The organism is Empedobacter falsenii, assembly GCF_019308355.1.
Lineage (GTDB): Bacteria > Bacteroidota > Bacteroidia > Flavobacteriales > Weeksellaceae > Empedobacter > Empedobacter falsenii_B.
This window is the reverse complement of sequence record NZ_JAAGKM010000029.1, coordinates 1-19420: the sequence shown is the minus strand read 5'-3', so window position 1 is coordinate 19420 and position 19420 is coordinate 1. Positions and strand designations below refer to the sequence as shown.

Sequence of the window (19420 nt, the reverse complement as noted above, 5' to 3'; positions counted from 1 at the left end):
TTATTTTTTGTCCACTCTTATCGAAAAAGATTCTCTCATTTTTTGACGAGATTCATCTTGCAATTTTTTAAACTCTTCTTGTGTTATTTCTTCACCTTTTATAGGTTTAGTTTTAGACATTTTCTTAGGGTTTAAGTTAATTTTATCCGCTTCATAAGTCATAATCGAACCAAATTTACCACCCGTTTCGCTCACCGTTTTCAGAATCAAACCTGGCAATCCATTCACTTGATTTGGCCCTGCATCAACCTTAATATCTAGCGCAAACCAAGCTGCTATTTGCTTGCCTTTATCATTACCAATAGCTTTTTTTACTTTGTGACCCAAAATCGTATCTTCAATATCTGTAATTTTCCATTCATAATCTTTATATGGTGTAACCACAATAAAATTCTGTTTATCTAAAACGACTTCTTGACGAAACTCTTTCTTACTTGTTTCATTAATCAGATCTTTATATTCTCCTCCAATATTAATTGAAAAAGCCCCCATAGAGCTACCATTTTGATTATTATTAATGGTTTCTATTTTTTTGTAAATGGACTGATGATCACTATATTCTAATTGATAATAAATATTTGGAGCCCCTCCAATTTTTATTGTACCTCCTCCTTTTTGTGCTTGCTCTCTTTCAAACTCCTTTATTTTTTCTTCATCATGCTTTATATCGTATTTATAATCGACAATAAGCTTTTCTTGCCCAAAACCATAATTCGAAAAAAGTAAAAATCCAGCTAATAATAATTGTTTCATTATGTTGTAGTTTATAATTAATACTCTAAAATAATTTTTATTTTTTAATTCTACAACAATAGAACACGTAATTAACACAACATTGTGAAAAGAAAAAAATCCAACCTAAGTTGGTTTTTTTTCTATATAAATTAAAATAAGTTTCTAAATTATCTCAAAGTGTTTCAGCGCATTCCATATTCCGTGATTATCTGCAGAAGTTGTATAATAATCAGCCGCTTCACGAACATTCTCTTTCGCATCGCCCATTGCTACACCTATTTTACAACCTTTCAACATACTAATATCGTTACCACCATCACCAAAAGCCATTGTTTTAGTTAAATCTAAATTATCGCGTTCAGCCATTCGCTCTATTCCACGCATTTTACTAATATTTTTCGGATTTATATCAGCAAAATATTCTATCCAACGTGTTCCTACACTGTTTGTCAACACATTTTTCATCAAATAATCTTCTTGTTCTTCGTTCACAAAAAAATTCATTTGCATAATATTATCTTTCGGCAAAGTTCGAGGATCAACCACTTCTGGAAGTTCCATTCCAAAATAAGCAAACGATTTTTCTACATTCTCATTCACACGATTGATACTAAACGCTTCTTTCGTCATATACGAAAATGAGAAAGGATTTTCATCATCATATTGTAACAAAGCCTCTATATCATTAGGGTTGATGTAATCTACAAAAAATGATTGACGGTTTTCGTCGGAGCACATTCCTCCATTATTATTGATGTAACCATCAAAACCATAATCAAAAATATGCTCAGGCATATCCACCATATTTCGTCCTGTTGCGATGTATATTTTTTTGTTTTTTTGTTTCAATAATTTCAACGCTTCGATTGTCGAATCACTGATTTCATGGTTTTCAAAACCTTGTAATGTTCCGTCAAAATCGAAGAAAAAAGAATCTATCATACTTTAGTTTTATCTTTTACAAAATTAAAAAAGCAACCTTTGTTTGGTTGCTTTTGCTGTTTATTTTAATGCTAATTTAATAATTTCTATTGCTTTATTGGTATCTTCTTCGGAAATATTGAGATGAGGACGCATTCGCACCGAGTTTTCACCACAAGGAAGAATAATCATATGATTTTCGAAACATGTTTTGATGAATTCTGAACGATCCAAATCTGATGAAAAATCAAACGCAATGAACAATCCTAATCCACGAATCGAATGAATTTTCTTCGTTTCTTTTGCGATTTCATTCAATTTTGATAAAATATATTTTCCTTTCTCTTCCGCATTTTCAACTAATTTTTCTTGTTCAATCACTTCTAAAATTAATTTGAAACGCAACATATCGATATAATTTCCACCAAAAGTCGAATTAATACGGCTTGATTCCTTGAAAACATTATTCGGAATTTGATCTAACTTTTCTTTATTCGCTAAAATTCCACAAACTTGTGTTTTCTTTCCAAACGAAATCACATCAGGAATCACATCATAATGCTGAAAAGCCCACATTTTACCAGTCATTCCCATTCCTGTTTGTACCTCATCAAAAATCAATAAAATCTCTTCTCTATCACAAATTTCTCTCAATTTCTGAAAGAATTCTTTTCGAAAATAATTATCTCCTCCTTCACCTTGAATCGGCTCAATAATAATACAAGCAACTTTATTTTTGCGTGTTTCTAAAGCATTTTCAATTTGTTCAATCGCACGTTTTTCAGCCTCAACAACCTTGCATAAATTATCTTCTGTAACAGGATAAATTCGTTTTGGATTTTCAATTCTTGGCCAATCAAACTTTGGAAAATATTCGTATTTACGAGGATCTTTCGTATTCGTTAGCGATAATGTGTAACCAGAACGTCCATGAAACGCTTGCTTAAAATGAATGACATCACTTGCTTCTTTCTCAATTCCTTTCGAAAAATTTAATCTTGTTTTCCAATCAAAAGCCGTTTTTAGTGCATTTTCTACTGCCAATGTTCCTCCAGAAATAAAGAATAAATATTGCAATTCTTTTGGCATCGCAACACGCTCAAATGTATCAATTAAATCTGCGTAATCTTTTGTATAAATGTCTGACATAGCAGGTTTATTGACTGCATTTCGACCTAAAAAATCAATTTTAGACATCAAATGTGGATGATTATAACCGATCGCCGTCGAAGCAAACATCGAAAATAAATCCAAATATTCAACACCATTTTCGTCTACAACATAGGATCCATACGACTTGTCCATATCCATTACAATCGGATATCCATCTGCCAATATATGTTTTGCTAATCTTTCGTGTACTGTACTCATCTCTGTAATTTTTTAAAAATCAAACTTAATTCCTTGCGCCAATGGCACTTCTGTCGAATAATTAATCGTATTCGTTTGTCGTCGCATATACGCTTTCCAAGCATCCGAACCCGACTCACGTCCACCTCCAGTTTCCTTTTCACCACCGAAAGCACCACCAATTTCAGCACCAGAAGTTCCGATATTTACATTTGCAATTCCACAATCAGAACCTTGTTGACTCAAAAATAATTCAGCTTCGCGAAGATTATTTGTCATGATAGAAGACGATAAACCTTGCGACACATTATTCTGAATTTCAATTGCATTTAACACATCTCCAGAATATTTGATTAAATATAAAATTGGAGCAAAAGTTTCGTGTTGAACAATTTCAAAATGATTCTCAACCTCAGCAATAACAGGCTTTACATAGCAACCGCTTTCAAAACCATTTCCTTCTAAAATTCCTCCTTCAACGATAATCTTTCCTCCTTCTTCATTAATTTTTTCTAATGCTTTTGAATACATTTCAACCGCATGTTTATCAATCAACGGTCCAACATGATTTGCTATATCCAACGGATTACCTATTTTTATCTGTTTGTAAGCATTTACTAACGATTCTTTTACTTTATCATAAATCGATTCATGAACAATCAAACGCCTTGTTGTTGTACAACGCTGTCCAGCCGTACCAACTGCACCAAAAACAGCCGAAGTCAACATAATTTTTAGATCAGCATCTGGTGTAACAATAATCGCATTATTTCCACCTAATTCTAAAATTGTTTTACCCAAACGAGCTGCAACAACTTTATTCACTTCAATTCCCATTCGCGTAGAACCTGTTGCAGAAACCAAAGCCACACGGGAATCTTGTGCAATCAATTCTCCAATTGTTTTATCGCCCATCACCAAAGAAGAAACTCCTTCTGAAATATTATTTGCTTTTAAAACTTCTGCTAAAATATGCTGACATGCAACTGCACATAAAGGCGTTTTTTCACTTGGTTTCCAAACAACAACATCACCGCAAACCATCGCTAAACACGTATTCCAAGACCAAACAGCAACTGGAAAGTTGAAGGCAGAAATAACGCCGACAACTCCAAGCGGATGATATTGATCGTACATGCGATGCAAAGGTCTTTCCGAATGAATTGTCGAACCATATAATTGACGCGATAATCCAACTGCAAAATCACAGATGTCAATCATTTCTTGCACTTCACCCAAACCTTCTTGATAGGATTTTCCCATTTCGTACGAAACCAATTTTCCCAAGGAAGCTTTTTTCTCACGAAGTTTATCTCCAAATTGACGCACAATTTCTCCACGTTTCGGAGCAGGAACCATTCGCCATTCTTTGAAAGCAACTTGTGCCTCTTTTATCACTTCTTCATAATCATCTTTTGTTGATGATTTTACTTTTCCAATCAATTTTCCATCTACTGGCGAGTAAGAAGAAAGCTCTTCACCTTTTCCAAACCAAGTATTTCCTGTTGATGTTCCAAGATTTTCGGAAGAAATACCTAATTCTTTTAATTCGTTTTCTATCATTTTTTTGTGTTATTTTGTGTTTTTAACTTTTACCTAAATTAGTCAAAAGTTTCATAAATTAAAATTTTTAATAAATATTATTCAGAATAATTTTTAATTTAATGAATAATCGTTAGATTTAATAAAATAAAACCGCATAAAATGAATTCAACTACAGATTATTTTAAGATTGATGATTTATTAACCGAAGAACATAAATTAATTCGTCAATCTGTTCGAGATTTTGTGGATAACGAAATAAAACCTGTGATAGATGATGCCGCGCAACATCATAAAGATATTCCAGATTTAATGAAAAAATTAGGTGCAATTGGTGCTTTAGGACCTTATATTCCTGAAGAATATGGAGGTGCAGGCTTGGATCAAATGTCGTACGGATTAATCATGCAAGAATTAGAACGCGGCGATTCGGCTGTTCGTTCTGCTGCATCAGTACAATCTTCGTTAGTGATGTATCCAATTTTTTCTTTTGGATCAGAAGAACAAAAACGCAAATATTTACCAAAATTAGCTTCAGGAGAATTCGTTGGAAGTTTTGGATTAACTGAACCAAATCATGGTTCAAATCCAGGCGGAATGGAAACTCGTTTAACAAAAAATGGTGATCATTATATCTTAAATGGAGCAAAAATGTGGATTACAAATTCACCAATTTGTGATATTGCAGTTGTTTGGGCAAGAGATGAAGAAGGAAAAATTCGTGGTGTAATTGTAGAACGCGGTATGCAAGGTTTTACAACACCAGAAACTTTGAATAAATGGTCATTAAGAGCTTCAAAAACAGGTGAATTAGTTTTCGAAAATGTGAAGATTGAAGAATCTCAAATTTTACCAGAAGTGAGTAGTTTACGCGGACCATTATCTTGTTTAAATTCTGCTAGATACGGAATTTCTTGGGGTGTAATTGGTGCTGCAATTGATTGTTACGAATCAGCTTTAAAATATTCATTAGAACGAACACAATTTGGAAAACCGATTGCTTCTTATCAATTACAGCAGAAAAAATTAGCTGAATTTATTACAGAAATAACGAAAGCTCAGTTGTTATGTTGGCGATTAGGAACACTGAAAAACGAAAATAAAGCAACGCCTGAACAAATATCAATGGCAAAACGAAATAATGTAAAAATGGCTATCGATATTGCGAGAGAGTCACGACAAATCATTGGTGCAATGGGAATTGTAGGCGATTTCCCTATGATGCGACATGCTGCAAATCTTGAGTCTGTAATCACTTACGAAGGAACACATGATGTCCATTTACTAATAACTGGCGCAGATGTGACAGGAATTAATGCTTTTGTGTAAGATATTTTTCCATACAATCAGATAATTTTATAGGTTTACAATTCGTTTGTAAACCTTTTTTATTTTATCACACATGAAATTGAAATCAATTCTACTTATTATTTTTTGTATTCAGGCTATTATTCTTGATGCGCAGGAAACCTACAAAATTACGTATGAACGCTTTTCGAATGGAAAAAAAGTCGAAGAAAATAACCCCATACAAGTTATTGCTAATACAAAAGAAACAGTTATTGGAAAGCAACAAAGTTTTAGTTATTCATCAAATTATCCTGATGAAATGTTTTATTATACCAAAACAAATCCATCAATTATTTCCTTGATTACACAATTTGATCCGACTAATTCTATCATTACAAATGATTCGGTTGCGTTTAATAAATCTGTTTTCACAATTTCTAAAGAAACGAAACGAATTTTAGGTTTACGTTGTAAAAAGGCGACGACAAATATCAATTCGAATACAATAGACGTTTGGTTTGTTGACAATATGGATTTGAATGCCTCACCAACAATGGTTGGAATGAATTTGGGGTTTGTTTTAGAACTTACTCGAAATAATAATTCAACCATTCGAGCTTCAAAAATAGAACGTGAAAAAGATTTGATTCCAAGTCAATTTATTCAAAAAGAATTGCATCAAAATCGAGTTGATTTATTGACATATAAAGATATTATTTGGAAAAGTAAATTTGTCGATATTCCGCTTTTATCACATCAACAAGTTAATTTTAGTAAAGATTTTTCGTCAAATGATTCAATTTATCGCTTTGCAAATGGAACTGTTGTAATTCGAAAAATTAAAATTCCTCAAATTAAAGTAGGAAGCCAAGTTTTCTTAAATGTTTCGCAACAATCAAATGGTGATGCTTACGATAGAACAGGTTCTGTATTTTTGATTCCACGTGATTCTAAAATTACATTTATGGATGGTTTACAAAAAGGAATCAATCAATTACCAATTTATACATCAGCAAATAATAAAAAATATCAAGGTTATTTTTTAACTGAAAATTATTCACCAACGATAGAATTAATGCGATTTTTCACACCTTTTGGAATCAAAAAATTCAATCATATTCAATTAAAAAATCAAACTTGGGAAACCGAAGCAAAATATCGTCAAGAAATCACAGAATTCCAAGGTTTATTATCTAATCAAGAGGTTTTAATCGGTTTCTTTATTGGAAATTATGATCAAGGCGGACATATTATTTCTGCCAATATTTCTGTTCATCCATCAGGTTCTACAACAATGCCAATTAAAAAGGCTTTACCAATTTTCAACACTGCAAATGTGATGGAAATGGCTGGACAAGAATACCCTACTTTATTCGAAAATCCGAATGGTTTTACGGTAGAATTCACGCTGAAAGAAGATTACAACAATGCTAAATTAAGATTTACAACAACTGGACATGGCGGTTGGGAAAATGGAGATGAGTTTGTTCCAAAAGAAAATAGTATTTTTCTTGATGGACAAAAAGTATTTAATATAGTTCCTTGGAGACAAGATTGTGGTTCGTATCGCGCTTATAATCCTGCTTCTGGTAATTTTGATAATGGTTTATCATCATCAGATTATAGCCGTTCTAATTGGTGTCCTGGAACAATCACAAATCCATACTTCATAGATTTAGGCAATTTAAAAGCCGGAAAACATAGTATACAAGTAAAAATACCGCAAGGAAAACCTGAAGGAAATAGTTTCAGTTATTGGAATGTTTCTGGTGTTCTTTTAGGAGAATAGTTTTTTTTAGAGCAAAAAGATTTATTAAACGTCTTTTTGCTCTATTTTTTTATGATTTATCAAAACCGTTAACCAATCTACAATATCTTGATAAACTTGCTCTTTAATAGATTCATTCAATATTTCATGTCTCAAGTTTGGATATAATTTTATTGAAACTTTTTCAAAACCATTTTGCTCTAAATCTTTATACGATTGCAAAACTCCTTTACCAAAATCACCAATTGGATCATCTGCTCCACTCACAAAATAAATAGGTAAAGATTGCGGTATAGCTTTTGTCCAATTCTTTTTTGTTGCTTGTATATTTAAATTAATCAAAGTATAAAAACCATTAACAGTAAAAGGTATTCCACAAAGAGGATCTTTCAGAAAATTTAAACGATTTAACTCATCTAAACTAAGCCAATTAGTTTCATAAAAATTTTCTTCATTTTTAAAATATTTATTATTTGATTTTAAAAAAATAATATTAAGTAATTTACTTCTTTTATGAGGAATCAATTTATTTAGAAGACTTAAAAAACTACTCAATAATTTAATTCCAGGAATTCTACCTCCTGTTCCCATAATTATAGCACCATCAAAATGATTTCCATATTCTTGAAGTAGGCAACGTGTTATAAACGATCCCATTGAATGCCCCAAAATAAAATGTGGTAATAAAGGATATTGATCTTCTAACCATTTTACCATAATTTTAGTATTTTCAATCAGTTTTTCTGTTGGACTATCTAAACTAAAAAAACTATAATCTTCTTCTATTTTCGCTGTTTTTCCATGTCCTAAATGATCATATAACAAAACTAGAATTCCTTTGTCCGTCAAATACTTTGCAAAATTCTCATATCGCCCACTATGTTCTTGCATACCATGGACAATTATCAGTGTTGCTTTAATCTCATCTTCTGGAAGAATTACTCTATAATAAATATTTTCTAGTATTGACATTTTTATTAAGATTTAATTATTAATTTACAGTTTTACTCATTCAAAATCAATATTTTTTATAAATAAACCATTGACTTTTTCAACAAATTTCAAGCTAATAAATAAGATCTAAAATTTCTAATTTTTACAACTAAAAAAACGAGGTAAAATAAAAATTAACCTCGTTTTTTTTATGATGTACGATAATTTTACTTTTTAGTTTTAATTGTATTCTTATAGATCTGTCCATCTTTAATAATCACTAAAAAATTTTTATCAGGATTAGCAATTAATGATAAATCTTTCAACGGATTTCCATCAACCAAAATCAAATCGGCTAAAGCTTGTTCTTCAACAACGCCTAATTTCCCTGGATATGGACTTCTTAAACCAGATAATTGCAACAATTCTCCATTATCTTGCGTAACCATCTTTAAAATTTCGGCATTTGTAAACCATTTTTGAAGACGTAATATGTAACTATTTTGATCATCATTCAACTCAGGTTCAAACAAGAAATCCGTTCCCCATGCAAGCTTCACACCAAGTTTTTTTGCTAAAGGCCAAACTTTATCTTGACCATCCAAAACTGGTTTACGTTTTTCTTTTCGCTGCTCGTCCATGTTTTCATTATTATCCATCAAATTTTGAAGGCTTAACCAAACTCCTTTTTTGGCAAGAATTTTTAATGTTTCTTCATCTAACATTTGACCATGCTCAATTGACTTCACTCCTGCTTCCACAGCACGTTGCACAGCTCTCGGCGTATAGGCATGTACCATTACATACGTTCCCCAATCTTCAGCAGCATCAACTGCAGCTTTCATTTCGTCAAAAGTATATTGTGTAACATCAATCGGATCATAAGCAGAAGACGTTCCTCCACCTGCCATTAATTTGATTTGACTCGCACCAAAACGTAAATTCTCTCTTGTTGCAGTCAAAACTTCATCTCTTCCATCAGCAATAAAAGTAGCTCCTAATTCCTCTGCACGAGATGCTTTACCAAAAAAACGACGCGAACGTTCATCAGGAGTTCTAAAATCTCCGTGACCAGCTGTTTGACTAATCGTTGCACCCGAAGGCCAAATTCTAGGCCCTGCAACTTTACCTTTATCGATGGCTAATTTCAAGGGAAAAATTGGCCCACCAGCATCACGAACACTCGTAAAACCACGCATCAACATTTTGTGGGAAGCTTCGCCAACCTTATTCATTAACATTTCTTCGGACATATCTGGCGACATCATTTGCGCCATCGTCAATGAACCAAATACCATGTGTACATGAACATCTATCAAACCTGGCATCAACGTTTTTCCTCCTCCATTAATTTTTACAACATCTTGATTAGGTGAAGAAATTTTTGCAGAACTAATTTTTTCAATTTTTTGCCCAGAAACCAAAACATTCATCGGCGATGTTAATGCTTGAGTTTGATGATCTATAATTCTAACATTTTCAATTAAAATCTGTTTTGTTTGAGCAAAAGTAAAAGTGGTAGCGAGAAAAAAAAGTGCTATTATCGACTTTATTTTCATAATTTATTGTTTAATTGCCCTAAAGATACGTTGAATGAGTGTAATTTGAGGATAAAGTTTAAATTAAAAATATATTCATTTAAATCATTCAAACAAAAACCCAAATTTACTTTTTATTAAAAGAAAATACTATATTTGTTGACAACCAAAAGGTTTTAACTTAATTTTCCTTGGTGATAAAGATTTTTAACTGTTTTGAATTAAATAGACAAAATCTTGTTTTACGGCTTATCTTCTTCCGACTATAATCGTTTTTTTAAGGAATAAAATTTAATAAAAAATTAGCAATCAATACACCTTTTCTACCCAAATAATCGGATAGAATTTTGTAAATTTGTAACCAATACATTAGAAAATTTAATGGAATATAATACACTTCGTTCACAATTGATTATTCCAGAATATGGTCGTCATATTCAAGAAATGGTAAATCATTGTAAAACAATAACAGACGAAACAGAACGCAACGGATTTGCCGAAATTATAATTGAAGTAATGGGAGAATTAAATCCTCACTTGCGCGATGTACCAGATTTTCAACACAAGCTTTGGGATCAACTTTTTATCATGGCAGAATTTGATTTGGATGTAAAATCTCCTTATTCAATTCCGACAAAAAAAGATACAGTAAATAGTAAACCAAATAAAGTAGAATATCCAAAAAGCATCTATAAATACAGATATTACGGAAACAATATTCGTAAAATGATTGATGTTGCTGTAACGTGGGAAGAAGGCGAAAAACGCGAAGGTTTGTACTTTGCGATTGCCAATCACATGAAAAAATGTTATTTACTTTGGAATAAAGATACTGTTGATGATCAAGTTATTTTTAATCATTTGTACGAATTATCTGATGGTAAAATTGATTTGAGAAAAGTTGATGATCATTTGGTTTCTCCTGATCGTTTAAATTCGAATAATAATCATTCAAACAACAATCAAAACAATAGAAGTTACCAAAACAATAATCGTAATCATCAAAATAACAACAATCGAAATAATAACCAAAATTCGAATAATCGTCAAAACAACAATAACCGAAATAATCAAAATAACAACAATCGAAACCAAAACGTTCGAAACAATAAAGGTTAAATCAAAACTATTTAATACAACTAAATGGCTACATTTCAAATAAAGGGAGGGAAACCTTTGAAAGGAGAAATTACTCCGCAAGGTGCTAAAAATGAAGTACTACAAATTTTATGTGCGGTTTTATTAACCAATGAACAAGTTCGTGTTAAAAATATTCCAGACATCCGAGATGTCAATCGTTTGATTGAAATTTTGGGTGATTTAGGCGTAAAAACACAAAAAAATGGAAAAGGAGATTTTACTTTCCAAGCCGACGAATTACGATTAGATTATTTAAAAGGAAAACAATTTCGTAAAGATGGTGCTGCATTACGTGGATCAATCATGTTAATGGGACCACTTTTAGCTCGTTTCGGAGAAGCTTTTATGCCGAAACCTGGAGGAGATAAAATTGGGCGTCGTCGTTTAGATACGCACTTCGAAGGTTTCTTTGCGTTAGGAGCAAAATATCGCTTCAATCCAGACGAAGATTTCTACGGTGTAGAAGTAGACGAAAACGGATTGCAAGGTTCTTATATGTTATTGGAAGAAGCTTCTGTAACAGGAACTGCAAATATTATTATGGCTGCAGTTTTAGCAAAAGGAACAACAACTATTTACAACGCTGCATGTGAGCCTTACATTCAACAATTGTGTAAAATGTTGAACCGAATGGGTGCTAAAATTTCTGGAATATCTTCGAATCTTTTAACGATTGAAGGAGTTGAGAAGTTAGGCGGAACTGAACATACATGTTTACCAGATATGATCGAAATTGGATCATGGATTGGTTTAGCTGCCATGACAAAATCTGAATTAACAATCAAAAATGTTTCGTGGGAGAATTTAGGTGTTATTCCAGATGTGTTCAAAAAATTAGGAATCAAATTAGAGCGTCGTGATGACGACATCTATATTTCAGCACAAGAACATTACGAAATCGAGCGTTTTATTGACGGTTCTATCTTAACAATTTCTGATGCGCCTTGGCCAGGATTTACACCAGATTTATTATCAATTATCTTGGTAATTGCCACTCAAGCAAAAGGAAGCGTTTTGATCCACCAAAAAATGTTCGAGTCTCGTTTATTCTTCGTGGATAAATTAATTGATATGGGAGCGCAAATTATTTTATGTGATCCACATCGCGCAACTGTTATTGGTCTTAATCACGAAACTCCTTTAAAAGGAGCCGAATTAACTTCTCCAGATATTCGTGCTGGTATGTCTTTATTGATAGCTGCCCTTTCTGCAAAAGGAAAAACTGTTATTCATAATATCGATCAAATTGACCGTGGTTATGAAGATATCGATGTACGTTTACGTGCTATTGGAGCTGATATAATTAGAGCTTAAAAAATAAAAAATGCAATCTATTATTGAGTTTATCACTAATTTTGTTCAACGCCCAGACAAGGTATTAATGGACATTATCAATAATTACGGTTATTGGATATATGCTATTTTATTCTTGATAATTTTTGCTGAAACAGGCTTAATTATCATGTCATTTTTAATGCCTTTTTTACCTGGAGATGCACTAATCTTTTCGATTGGAATGATTGCAGCAAGCGATGATCAAAACCATTTGCATATCGAATATATTATTCCATTACTGATGGTTGCAGCAATTCTTGGTGATAACGTAAATTATTATGTTGGACGAAAATTTGGTGGCTGGATTTTAGGACGAAAAGACTCGTGGTTTCTTAAAAAGAAACATATCGAAAAAGCAACAGAATTTTTTAACGAAAATGGTAAAAAAGCAATTATTATCGCTCGTTTTATGCCTGTTGTTCGTACAATAATTCCATTTATTTGCGGTGTTACAAACCTTAATTATCGCACATTTATTACCTATAGTTTTATAGGCGCGGTACTTTGGGTTGGTGTTATTTCTCTTTTGGGACACACATTAGGTCAGTTTGACATTGTAAAAAATAATTTAGAGAAATTCATTTTCGGAATTATATTATTGGCGAATATGCCGTTGATTATCCGAATTGTGAAAGCTCAATTCAATAAAAATAAAACAGAAGAATGAGACAATTTGGATTAATCGGAAGAAATATTTCCTATTCATTTTCTAAATCTTATTTTGCTGAAAAATTTAAAAACGAAAACATTGTAGACGCTGTCTACAATGTTTTTGATTTACAGCAAATCGATGAAGTAGAAAAAGTATTCGAAACCGAAGGTTTAGTGGGCTTTAATGTTACAATTCCTTACAAACAAGAAATCATTCCATTTTTGGACGAATTATCACCAGAAGCTAAAGCAATTGGTGCGGTTAATACAGTTTTGATACAAGATGGAAAACGAATCGGGCATAATACAGATTGTTATGGTTTTCATCATTCGATAGAACCTATTTTAGAACCTCATCATAAAAAAGCATTGGTGTTAGGAAATGGAGGTGCTGCAAAAGCGGTTTTTTATATTCTTGATTTATTGAAAATTGAATATAAAATAGTTTCAAGAACAAAAACTGAAAATCATTATTCATATGATGAATTAAATAAAGAAATCATTCATAATCATCAAATTATTGTGAATTGTTCGCCAGCTGGTACTTTTCCAAATACTGAAATCGCTCCACTTCTACCCTACCAATTTATCAACGAAAATCATTTATTGTACGACTTGATTTACAATCCACCATTGACAAAATTTTTAGAAAATGGTCAACAAAATGGAGCCAAAATAAAAAATGGTCACGAAATGTTGGTTCTACAAGCCGAAAAAGCTTGGGAAATTTGGAATAATCGTACAAAATAGACTTGATATTGTCCTCAAATTTTATTAGATTTGAGAAACAAAACTTAATTTCTTATGAATACTGAAATGGATAACCTGCAAAATGCAGACGGAGAACAATTACCTAAACCTGCAAATACAAACGACTCTAACACGGAATCTTACAAAACGGTAGAGTTAACGAACCAAGAAAAAATAAGCGATATTTCGTTCAAAGATTACGAAAAATTTAGTTTTGATGTTTTGATTAACGAAGCAAAAAATCTATTAAGCAAATATGATGTTCAAGAGATTCGCGAGCATTTTAATCAAATTCGTGATGCATTCAAAACTAAATTAGAAGAAGATGAAGCTGCAAAAAAAGAAGCTTTCTTAAGTGAAGGTGGTGATGAATTAGATTTTAAATACGAAACATCTTTTAGAGCAAAATTTAACGCTGTTTACAACGATTTTAAAAATCAATTAGCAGTTTTTCATAAAGAAAACGAAAAAAAGGAATCTGATAATTTAAAGGAACGTTTAGAAATTATTGACGAATTGAAAGCCTTGTATCAAGAACCAAGTGATTCTTCGGCGGCAATGTTCAAGAAATTTCGTGAGTTAAAAACTCGTTGGCACAATGCAGGAAGAATTCCGAGCAAAAATGCTGAAAATGTATTCAAAAATTATTTTTTCCACTTAGATAATTTCTACACATATTTGGATATGAATAAGGAATTGCAAACATTGGATTATGCACATAATCTGGAAGTTCGTCAATCGATTATCAAACGTGCAGAAGAATTAATTGGAGAGCAAAACGTGCAAAAAGCTTTGAATGAATTGCAATATTTGCATCGTTTATGGAAAGAAGAAGCCGTCCCTGTACAAGAAGATTTGCGCGAACCAACGTGGCAAAAATTCAAAGAATTAACAAATAAAATTCATGACCGTAAAGGGGAATTGAATGAAAAAATAAAACAAGAGCAAAAAGATAATTTAGAAAAGAAGAATCAAATTATCGCTCGTATCAAAGAAATTTCTGAGCAAGCAACAACAAAATCGCATGGCGATTGGCAAAAAGCTATTTCTGAAATAAACTCTTTGCGTGAGAACTTTATCACAATTGGACGTGTTCCGAAAGATAAAAATTCTGCAACTTGGGAAGCTTTCAAAGAAGTGACAAGACAATTTAATCACATCAAAAATGATTTCTATAAAAATCTAAAATCAGAGCAACAACTGAATCTTGAAAAGAAATTGGCTTTGTTAGAAATTGCAAAACAACATACGGAAAGCACGGATTGGAATGCTTCTGTACAAGTGATTAAAAAAATCCAAAATGATTGGAAAAAAATTGGACATGTTCCAAGAAAAAATTCAGACAAAATCTGGAAAGAATTCAAAGATACATGTAATCAATTCTTTGATCGTTACAAAAAACGTCACGAACAAGCGAATCAAAAAATGGAACAAAATTTAGAAAAGAAACAAGCTTTCTTAGACGATTTCAAAAATCAAACGATTTCTGAAAACAAAGAAGAGGCGTTGAAACAACTAGAAGAAATCCAACATAATTGGACAAGTTTAGGAAAAGTTCCATCAGAAAAAATTTCAATCAATCAAGAATTTACAGATGTTTACCACAAAAAATTAGATGCTTTAAATCTTTCTAAAAATGAATTGAACGATTATAAGTTGAAATCATTTGTCAATAAAGTAAAATCTGGAAATAATGGAAATTTATTGGATGACGAGATTAGAAAAACACGTAAAATAATTGAGGATTTAGAAAAAGAAATCAATCAATTGGATAATAATGTACATTTCTTTTCGAATGCAAATGAGAATAATCCTTTATTAAAAGACGTTTACAAACAAATTGACGATAAACGTAAAAAATTAATTGAAGCAGAAATCAAACTGAAAACATTATTCAATATTGATTTTAATGCATAATTTTTAGGCATGACACAACAATCTATCGATGAGCAATATATGGCTCGTTGTATACAAATTGCAACAAACGGGTTAGGAACAACATATCCTAATCCGTTTGTTGGTTCTATTATTGTACATAACAACAAAATTATAGGCGAAGGTTTTACGTCAGAATATGGCGGACCGCACGCCGAAGTGAACGCTATTAATTCGGTTAAAAATCAAGAATTATTAAAAGAATCTACGTTATATGTTACGTTAGAGCCTTGTTCGCATCACGGAAAAACGCCTCCTTGTGCGGATTTGATTATAGAAAAAGAAATTCCAAAAGTCATAATTGGAACTTTAGATCCTTTTGCGAAAGTAAATGGGCAAGGTTATTTACGTTTGTTGAAAAATGGTGTTGATGTAACGCTTGGTGTTTTGGAAAAAGAATGTATCAAACTCAATAAGCGTTTTATAACATTTCATCAGAAAAAACGTCCATATATTATCTTAAAATGGGCGCAAACAGAAGACGGATACATGGGGCGTGATGATGTACAATTGTGGATTACAAACCAATATACAAAACAGTTAGTACATAAATGGCGAACGGAAGAACAAGCTATTTTGGTTGGAAAAAACACCGCTTTGATTGATAATCCACAACTTAACACACGATTATGGAAAGGAAATAATCCGTTGAGAATTGCGATTGACAAAAACTTAGCGATTCCGAGAAGTTTCCATTTGTTTGATCAAACACAACCTACTGTAATTTTCAATTCGATTGAAAATTGTTCTGAAGAAAATTTAGAACTTGTTCAATTAGATTTTACGCAAAAAATATTGCCACAAGTGATGGATTATTTATACGAAAACAATGTTCAATCCTTAATTATTGAAGGTGGAAGTGATACCATACGACATTTTATTGATGCTGATTTGTGGGATGAAGCACGAATTTTGAGCTCGGATACTATTTGGAATGAAGGAATTTTAGCTCCTCGACTGAAAGGAACACGAACTGAAAAACATCGTTTTCTGAATGATGAATTAAATATTTTCGAAAATAGAATAGAAATTGAAGAGCCTTAGATTTTAAGGTTCTTTTTTTATTTATGATTTATTTGAATTTATTAAAATTTTCGTTTAATAATTATTTCAGAAAATTTATTCTTCTCAAATTCTATGTTATTTATTGATTCAACAAGAAAACTCATTTTATAAAATTTATTTTGTAGCTTAAATATTAATTTCCCACCAACATTATCAATTTTATAATTAAAAATATTTTGTTTTTTTGTTACATAGCAAAATGATGGTTCATTACAATTTTGGCAATCAATTAAATTTACTTTATTATTTTTCAAAAATCTAAATTCTATTGTACGACGAAATTGAAATTTAGATTTTCCAATTGAACTATTATAAATCTTCAGATTTTCAGTTTTGTAAAACATACTATCTTGATTATCTGTAATAATTCTATAATTATAATCTATCATTGAATTATTAATGATCCTTTTAAATTCCTTCTTTGAAATACTCTGGCAAAAAGAATACTCGAACACATTAGTATGAATAAAAATAAATAAGCTTTCATTTATATTAAATTTTTTCATCATTCATAAATATAAAACCTTTTTTCTTTAAAAGTACTATTTAAACTATCTTTGCGCTACTTTTCAATACAACATGACGGACAATTATCGTACAATCGAGAAAGCGGTGGAAGATGTAATTTTCAAAGAATTGGGTAGTAAGTTTATTAATTTTGCTTATCCAATTGAAAATGAAGATGACATCAAAATTTATTTGGATCAATTACGCGAAATTCATCCCGATGCAAATCATCATTGTTACGCGTACGCTCTTGGTATAGATGGTAAAAATCATCGTGCAAATGATGACGGTGAGCCAAATGGTTCGGCTGGTTTACCAATTTATAATCAAATTTTATCAAGCGAAATCACCAATGTTTTAATTGTTTCTGTACGTTATTTTGGTGGAACAAAATTAGGAATTCCTGGTTTGGTAAAAGCCTATAAATATGCGGCACAAGTTGTGTTAGAAGAAGCAAATATTGTAGAAAAATTTGTTTCAAAACGTGTGAAAATGGTTTTTAACTATGATCAACAAGGAATTGTAGAACGCAATGTCTATCGGATTTCTGGAGAAATTAAAGACAAACATTTTTCTGATAAATGTATGTTTACAATTTCAGTAAGAGAAAGTAAATTGGAAGAATTTATTCGCATGTTTGACGAATATTATCAAATGGAAATTAAAATTATTGACTAATGCTAAATAGCTTAACTTCTTTACGTTTTTTCTTTGCTTTTGTCGTTTTCTTAAGCCATTTAACGTTTGTAAAAACTGATTTAGCTTGGTATAATTATCTAAAAAATAACGTCTTTTTCGAAGGTTATCTTGGTGTTGGTTTTTTCTTTATTTTAAGCGGATTTGTTATAGCGCTTAATTACGAAAAGAAAGTCATCGACAATCCAAATTTTGATAAAAAGAAGTTTTATATCGCGCGAATTGCTCGAATTTATCCACTTCATGTCCTAACCTTTTGTGTCATGTTACCATTTGTTATCATCAATGTTTGGCAAGGTTATTTTCATTGGGATATTGCAGGTGCGAACTTATTTTTATTGCAATCTTATATTCCGGTAAAAGATTTTTATTTCTCTATTAATAACGTTTCCTGGAGTATTTCGACCGAATTATTTTTCTATTTGATGTTTCCTTTTTATGTGATTTGGTTGCATAAATTCCCGAAACTGAAATATATTTTATTACTAATTATTCCGATTATTATTTTTGCAGAACCTTATTTCAGAACAAATATGAAATTGGAAAAAGCGATTTTTTACATCAATCCAATTGTTCGCAGTTTCGATTTTATTTTAGGAATTATTACCTGTCAAATCTATAAAAAGATAAAAGATACGCCTATCAATTTTTCGAGAGGAACTTTAATAGAAATCGCTGCAATTGCTGTTTTGGCAATCTTTTTCTACTTCCACAATGATGTTGCGAGAGCTTTTCGTTACGGAATTTATTATTGGATTCCGATGGTTGGAATTGTCCTAATTTTTGCTTTACAAAAAGGTTTCTTTTCGAGAATTCTTCAACATAAAACATTGGTTTATTTAGGTGAAATTAGTTTTGCATTTTATATGATTCATATGATTGTGATAAAATATGGAAATCAATATTTACCGAAAATCAATGATTTTCAGAAAATTGGAATTTATTTCGTAATTGCTTTAATTTTAAGTGCATTAACGTTTGAATATTTTGAGAAACCCGTTGCGAAGTGGATCAAAGATAAAGTGAAGTAGTAGCGAGTATTTCTAAAAAATTAATTCAAATAGTTGATTATAACTGAGATTGTGACAATAATAATTGAAACAACAATCAAAATATCTAAGTAATTTATTTTTTTTGAGGACTGTCTCTTAAAGTGTGTAAGTTCAAAAATTAAGCTTGGGTTAGGTTCTACTTTTTAGAGTCTAACCCTTTCTTGATATAGGATTAAAAATTGATCAATAATAACTCCCCAGTTTCTTACTGG

The 19420-nt window shown here is 31.4% G+C and carries 17 protein-coding genes; 10 read left to right on the top strand and 7 right to left on the bottom strand.

The genetic code is table 11. The features are described from left to right. The 4 genes from G0Q09_RS11040 to amaB all read right to left on the bottom strand — a co-directional run bounded on the left by G0Q09_RS11040 (window position 1) and on the right by amaB (window position 4569). Window positions 1-753, bottom strand: a complete 753-nt coding sequence (locus tag G0Q09_RS11040) for a GLPGLI family protein (protein ID WP_219034911.1) — start codon at window positions 751-753, stop codon at window positions 1-3. Window positions 754-897: 144 nt separating this feature from the next. After that, entirely contained in the window at window positions 898-1677 is a 780-nt protein-coding gene (locus tag G0Q09_RS11035; protein ID WP_219034910.1) for an HAD family hydrolase, read from the bottom strand. A gap of 60 nt (window positions 1678-1737) precedes the next feature. After that, entirely contained in the window at window positions 1738-3027 is a 1290-nt protein-coding gene (gene lat, locus G0Q09_RS11030; RefSeq protein ID WP_219034909.1) for an L-lysine 6-transaminase, read from the bottom strand. A gap of 12 nt (window positions 3028-3039) precedes the next feature. Next, the gene (gene amaB / locus G0Q09_RS11025) at window positions 3040-4569 is read right to left on the bottom strand and encodes an L-piperidine-6-carboxylate dehydrogenase (RefSeq protein ID WP_219034908.1); all 1530 of its coding nucleotides are present in this window, start codon (window positions 4567-4569) and stop codon (window positions 3040-3042) included. A 141-nt stretch (window positions 4570-4710) separates the two neighbouring features. Here amaB and G0Q09_RS11020 point away from each other — a divergent pair, with 141 nt between their 5' ends. Together G0Q09_RS11020 and G0Q09_RS11015 are read left to right on the top strand one after the other, a co-directional pair. Beyond that, window positions 4711-5877: an acyl-CoA dehydrogenase family protein gene (locus tag G0Q09_RS11020; protein WP_115000948.1), complete on the top strand. Its 1167-nt coding sequence runs from the start codon at window positions 4711-4713 to the stop codon at window positions 5875-5877. 73 nt (window positions 5878-5950) lie between these two features. After that, window positions 5951-7627 (top strand): PNGase F N-terminal domain-containing protein, encoded by a 1677-nt coding sequence (locus G0Q09_RS11015; protein ID WP_219034907.1) that lies wholly within the window; start codon window positions 5951-5953, stop codon window positions 7625-7627. A 24-nt stretch (window positions 7628-7651) separates the two neighbouring features. Here the strand turns inward: G0Q09_RS11015 and G0Q09_RS11010 are convergent, their stop codons facing one another. After that, entirely contained in the window at window positions 7652-8578 is a 927-nt protein-coding gene (locus G0Q09_RS11010) for an alpha/beta hydrolase (RefSeq protein WP_219034906.1), read from the bottom strand. 188 nt (window positions 8579-8766) lie between these two features. Then, window positions 8767-10098 carry a metal-dependent hydrolase family protein gene (locus tag G0Q09_RS11005; protein ID WP_219034905.1) on the bottom strand — a complete coding sequence of 444 codons (1332 nt, stop codon included), beginning with the start codon at window positions 10096-10098 and terminating at the stop codon, window positions 8767-8769. A 360-nt stretch (window positions 10099-10458) separates the two neighbouring features. Here G0Q09_RS11005 and G0Q09_RS11000 point away from each other — a divergent pair, with 360 nt between their 5' ends. From G0Q09_RS11000 to ribD, 6 genes are read left to right on the top strand one after another with little or no spacing between them, the layout of a single operon-like run. Further along, window positions 10459-11196, top strand: coding sequence for a DUF4290 domain-containing protein (locus G0Q09_RS11000; RefSeq protein WP_219034904.1), 738 nt, complete (start codon window positions 10459-10461; stop codon window positions 11194-11196). A 24-nt stretch (window positions 11197-11220) separates the two neighbouring features. Beyond that, on the top strand, window positions 11221-12531 hold the full coding sequence (gene murA, locus G0Q09_RS10995) for a UDP-N-acetylglucosamine 1-carboxyvinyltransferase (RefSeq protein WP_219034903.1): 1311 nt from the start codon (window positions 11221-11223) through the stop codon (window positions 12529-12531). Between the two features lie 10 nt (window positions 12532-12541). After that, window positions 12542-13219 (top strand): VTT domain-containing protein, encoded by a 678-nt coding sequence (locus tag G0Q09_RS10990; RefSeq protein ID WP_219034902.1) that lies wholly within the window; start codon window positions 12542-12544, stop codon window positions 13217-13219. Further along, window positions 13216-13953: a shikimate dehydrogenase family protein gene (locus G0Q09_RS10985; RefSeq protein WP_219034901.1), complete on the top strand. Its 738-nt coding sequence runs from the start codon at window positions 13216-13218 to the stop codon at window positions 13951-13953. Before G0Q09_RS10990 ends, G0Q09_RS10985 begins: the two co-directional genes overlap by 4 nt. 54 nt (window positions 13954-14007) lie before the next feature. Beyond that, the gene (locus G0Q09_RS10980; protein ID WP_219034900.1) at window positions 14008-15870 is read left to right on the top strand and encodes a DUF349 domain-containing protein; all 1863 of its coding nucleotides are present in this window, start codon (window positions 14008-14010) and stop codon (window positions 15868-15870) included. A 9-nt stretch (window positions 15871-15879) separates the two neighbouring features. Then, complete coding sequence (ribD, locus tag G0Q09_RS10975; protein WP_219034899.1) at window positions 15880-16932, top strand: bifunctional diaminohydroxyphosphoribosylaminopyrimidine deaminase/5-amino-6-(5-phosphoribosylamino)uracil reductase RibD; 1053 nt, start codon at window positions 15880-15882, stop codon at window positions 16930-16932. Between the two features lie 41 nt (window positions 16933-16973). Here ribD and G0Q09_RS10970 read toward each other — a convergent pair whose 3' ends face one another. Further along, window positions 16974-17342: a hypothetical protein gene (locus tag G0Q09_RS10970; RefSeq protein ID WP_219034898.1), complete on the bottom strand. Its 369-nt coding sequence runs from the start codon at window positions 17340-17342 to the stop codon at window positions 16974-16976. A 190-nt stretch (window positions 17343-17532) separates the two neighbouring features. Here G0Q09_RS10970 and G0Q09_RS10965 point away from each other — a divergent pair, with 190 nt between their 5' ends. Next, window positions 17533-18138 carry an IMPACT family protein gene (locus G0Q09_RS10965; RefSeq protein WP_219034897.1) on the top strand — a complete coding sequence of 202 codons (606 nt, stop codon included), beginning with the start codon at window positions 17533-17535 and terminating at the stop codon, window positions 18136-18138. Further along, entirely contained in the window at window positions 18138-19187 is a 1050-nt protein-coding gene (locus tag G0Q09_RS10960) for an acyltransferase family protein (RefSeq protein ID WP_219034896.1), read from the top strand. The genes G0Q09_RS10965 and G0Q09_RS10960 overlap by 1 nt, the downstream gene beginning before the upstream one ends. Window positions 19188-19420: the final 233 nt, after the last annotated feature.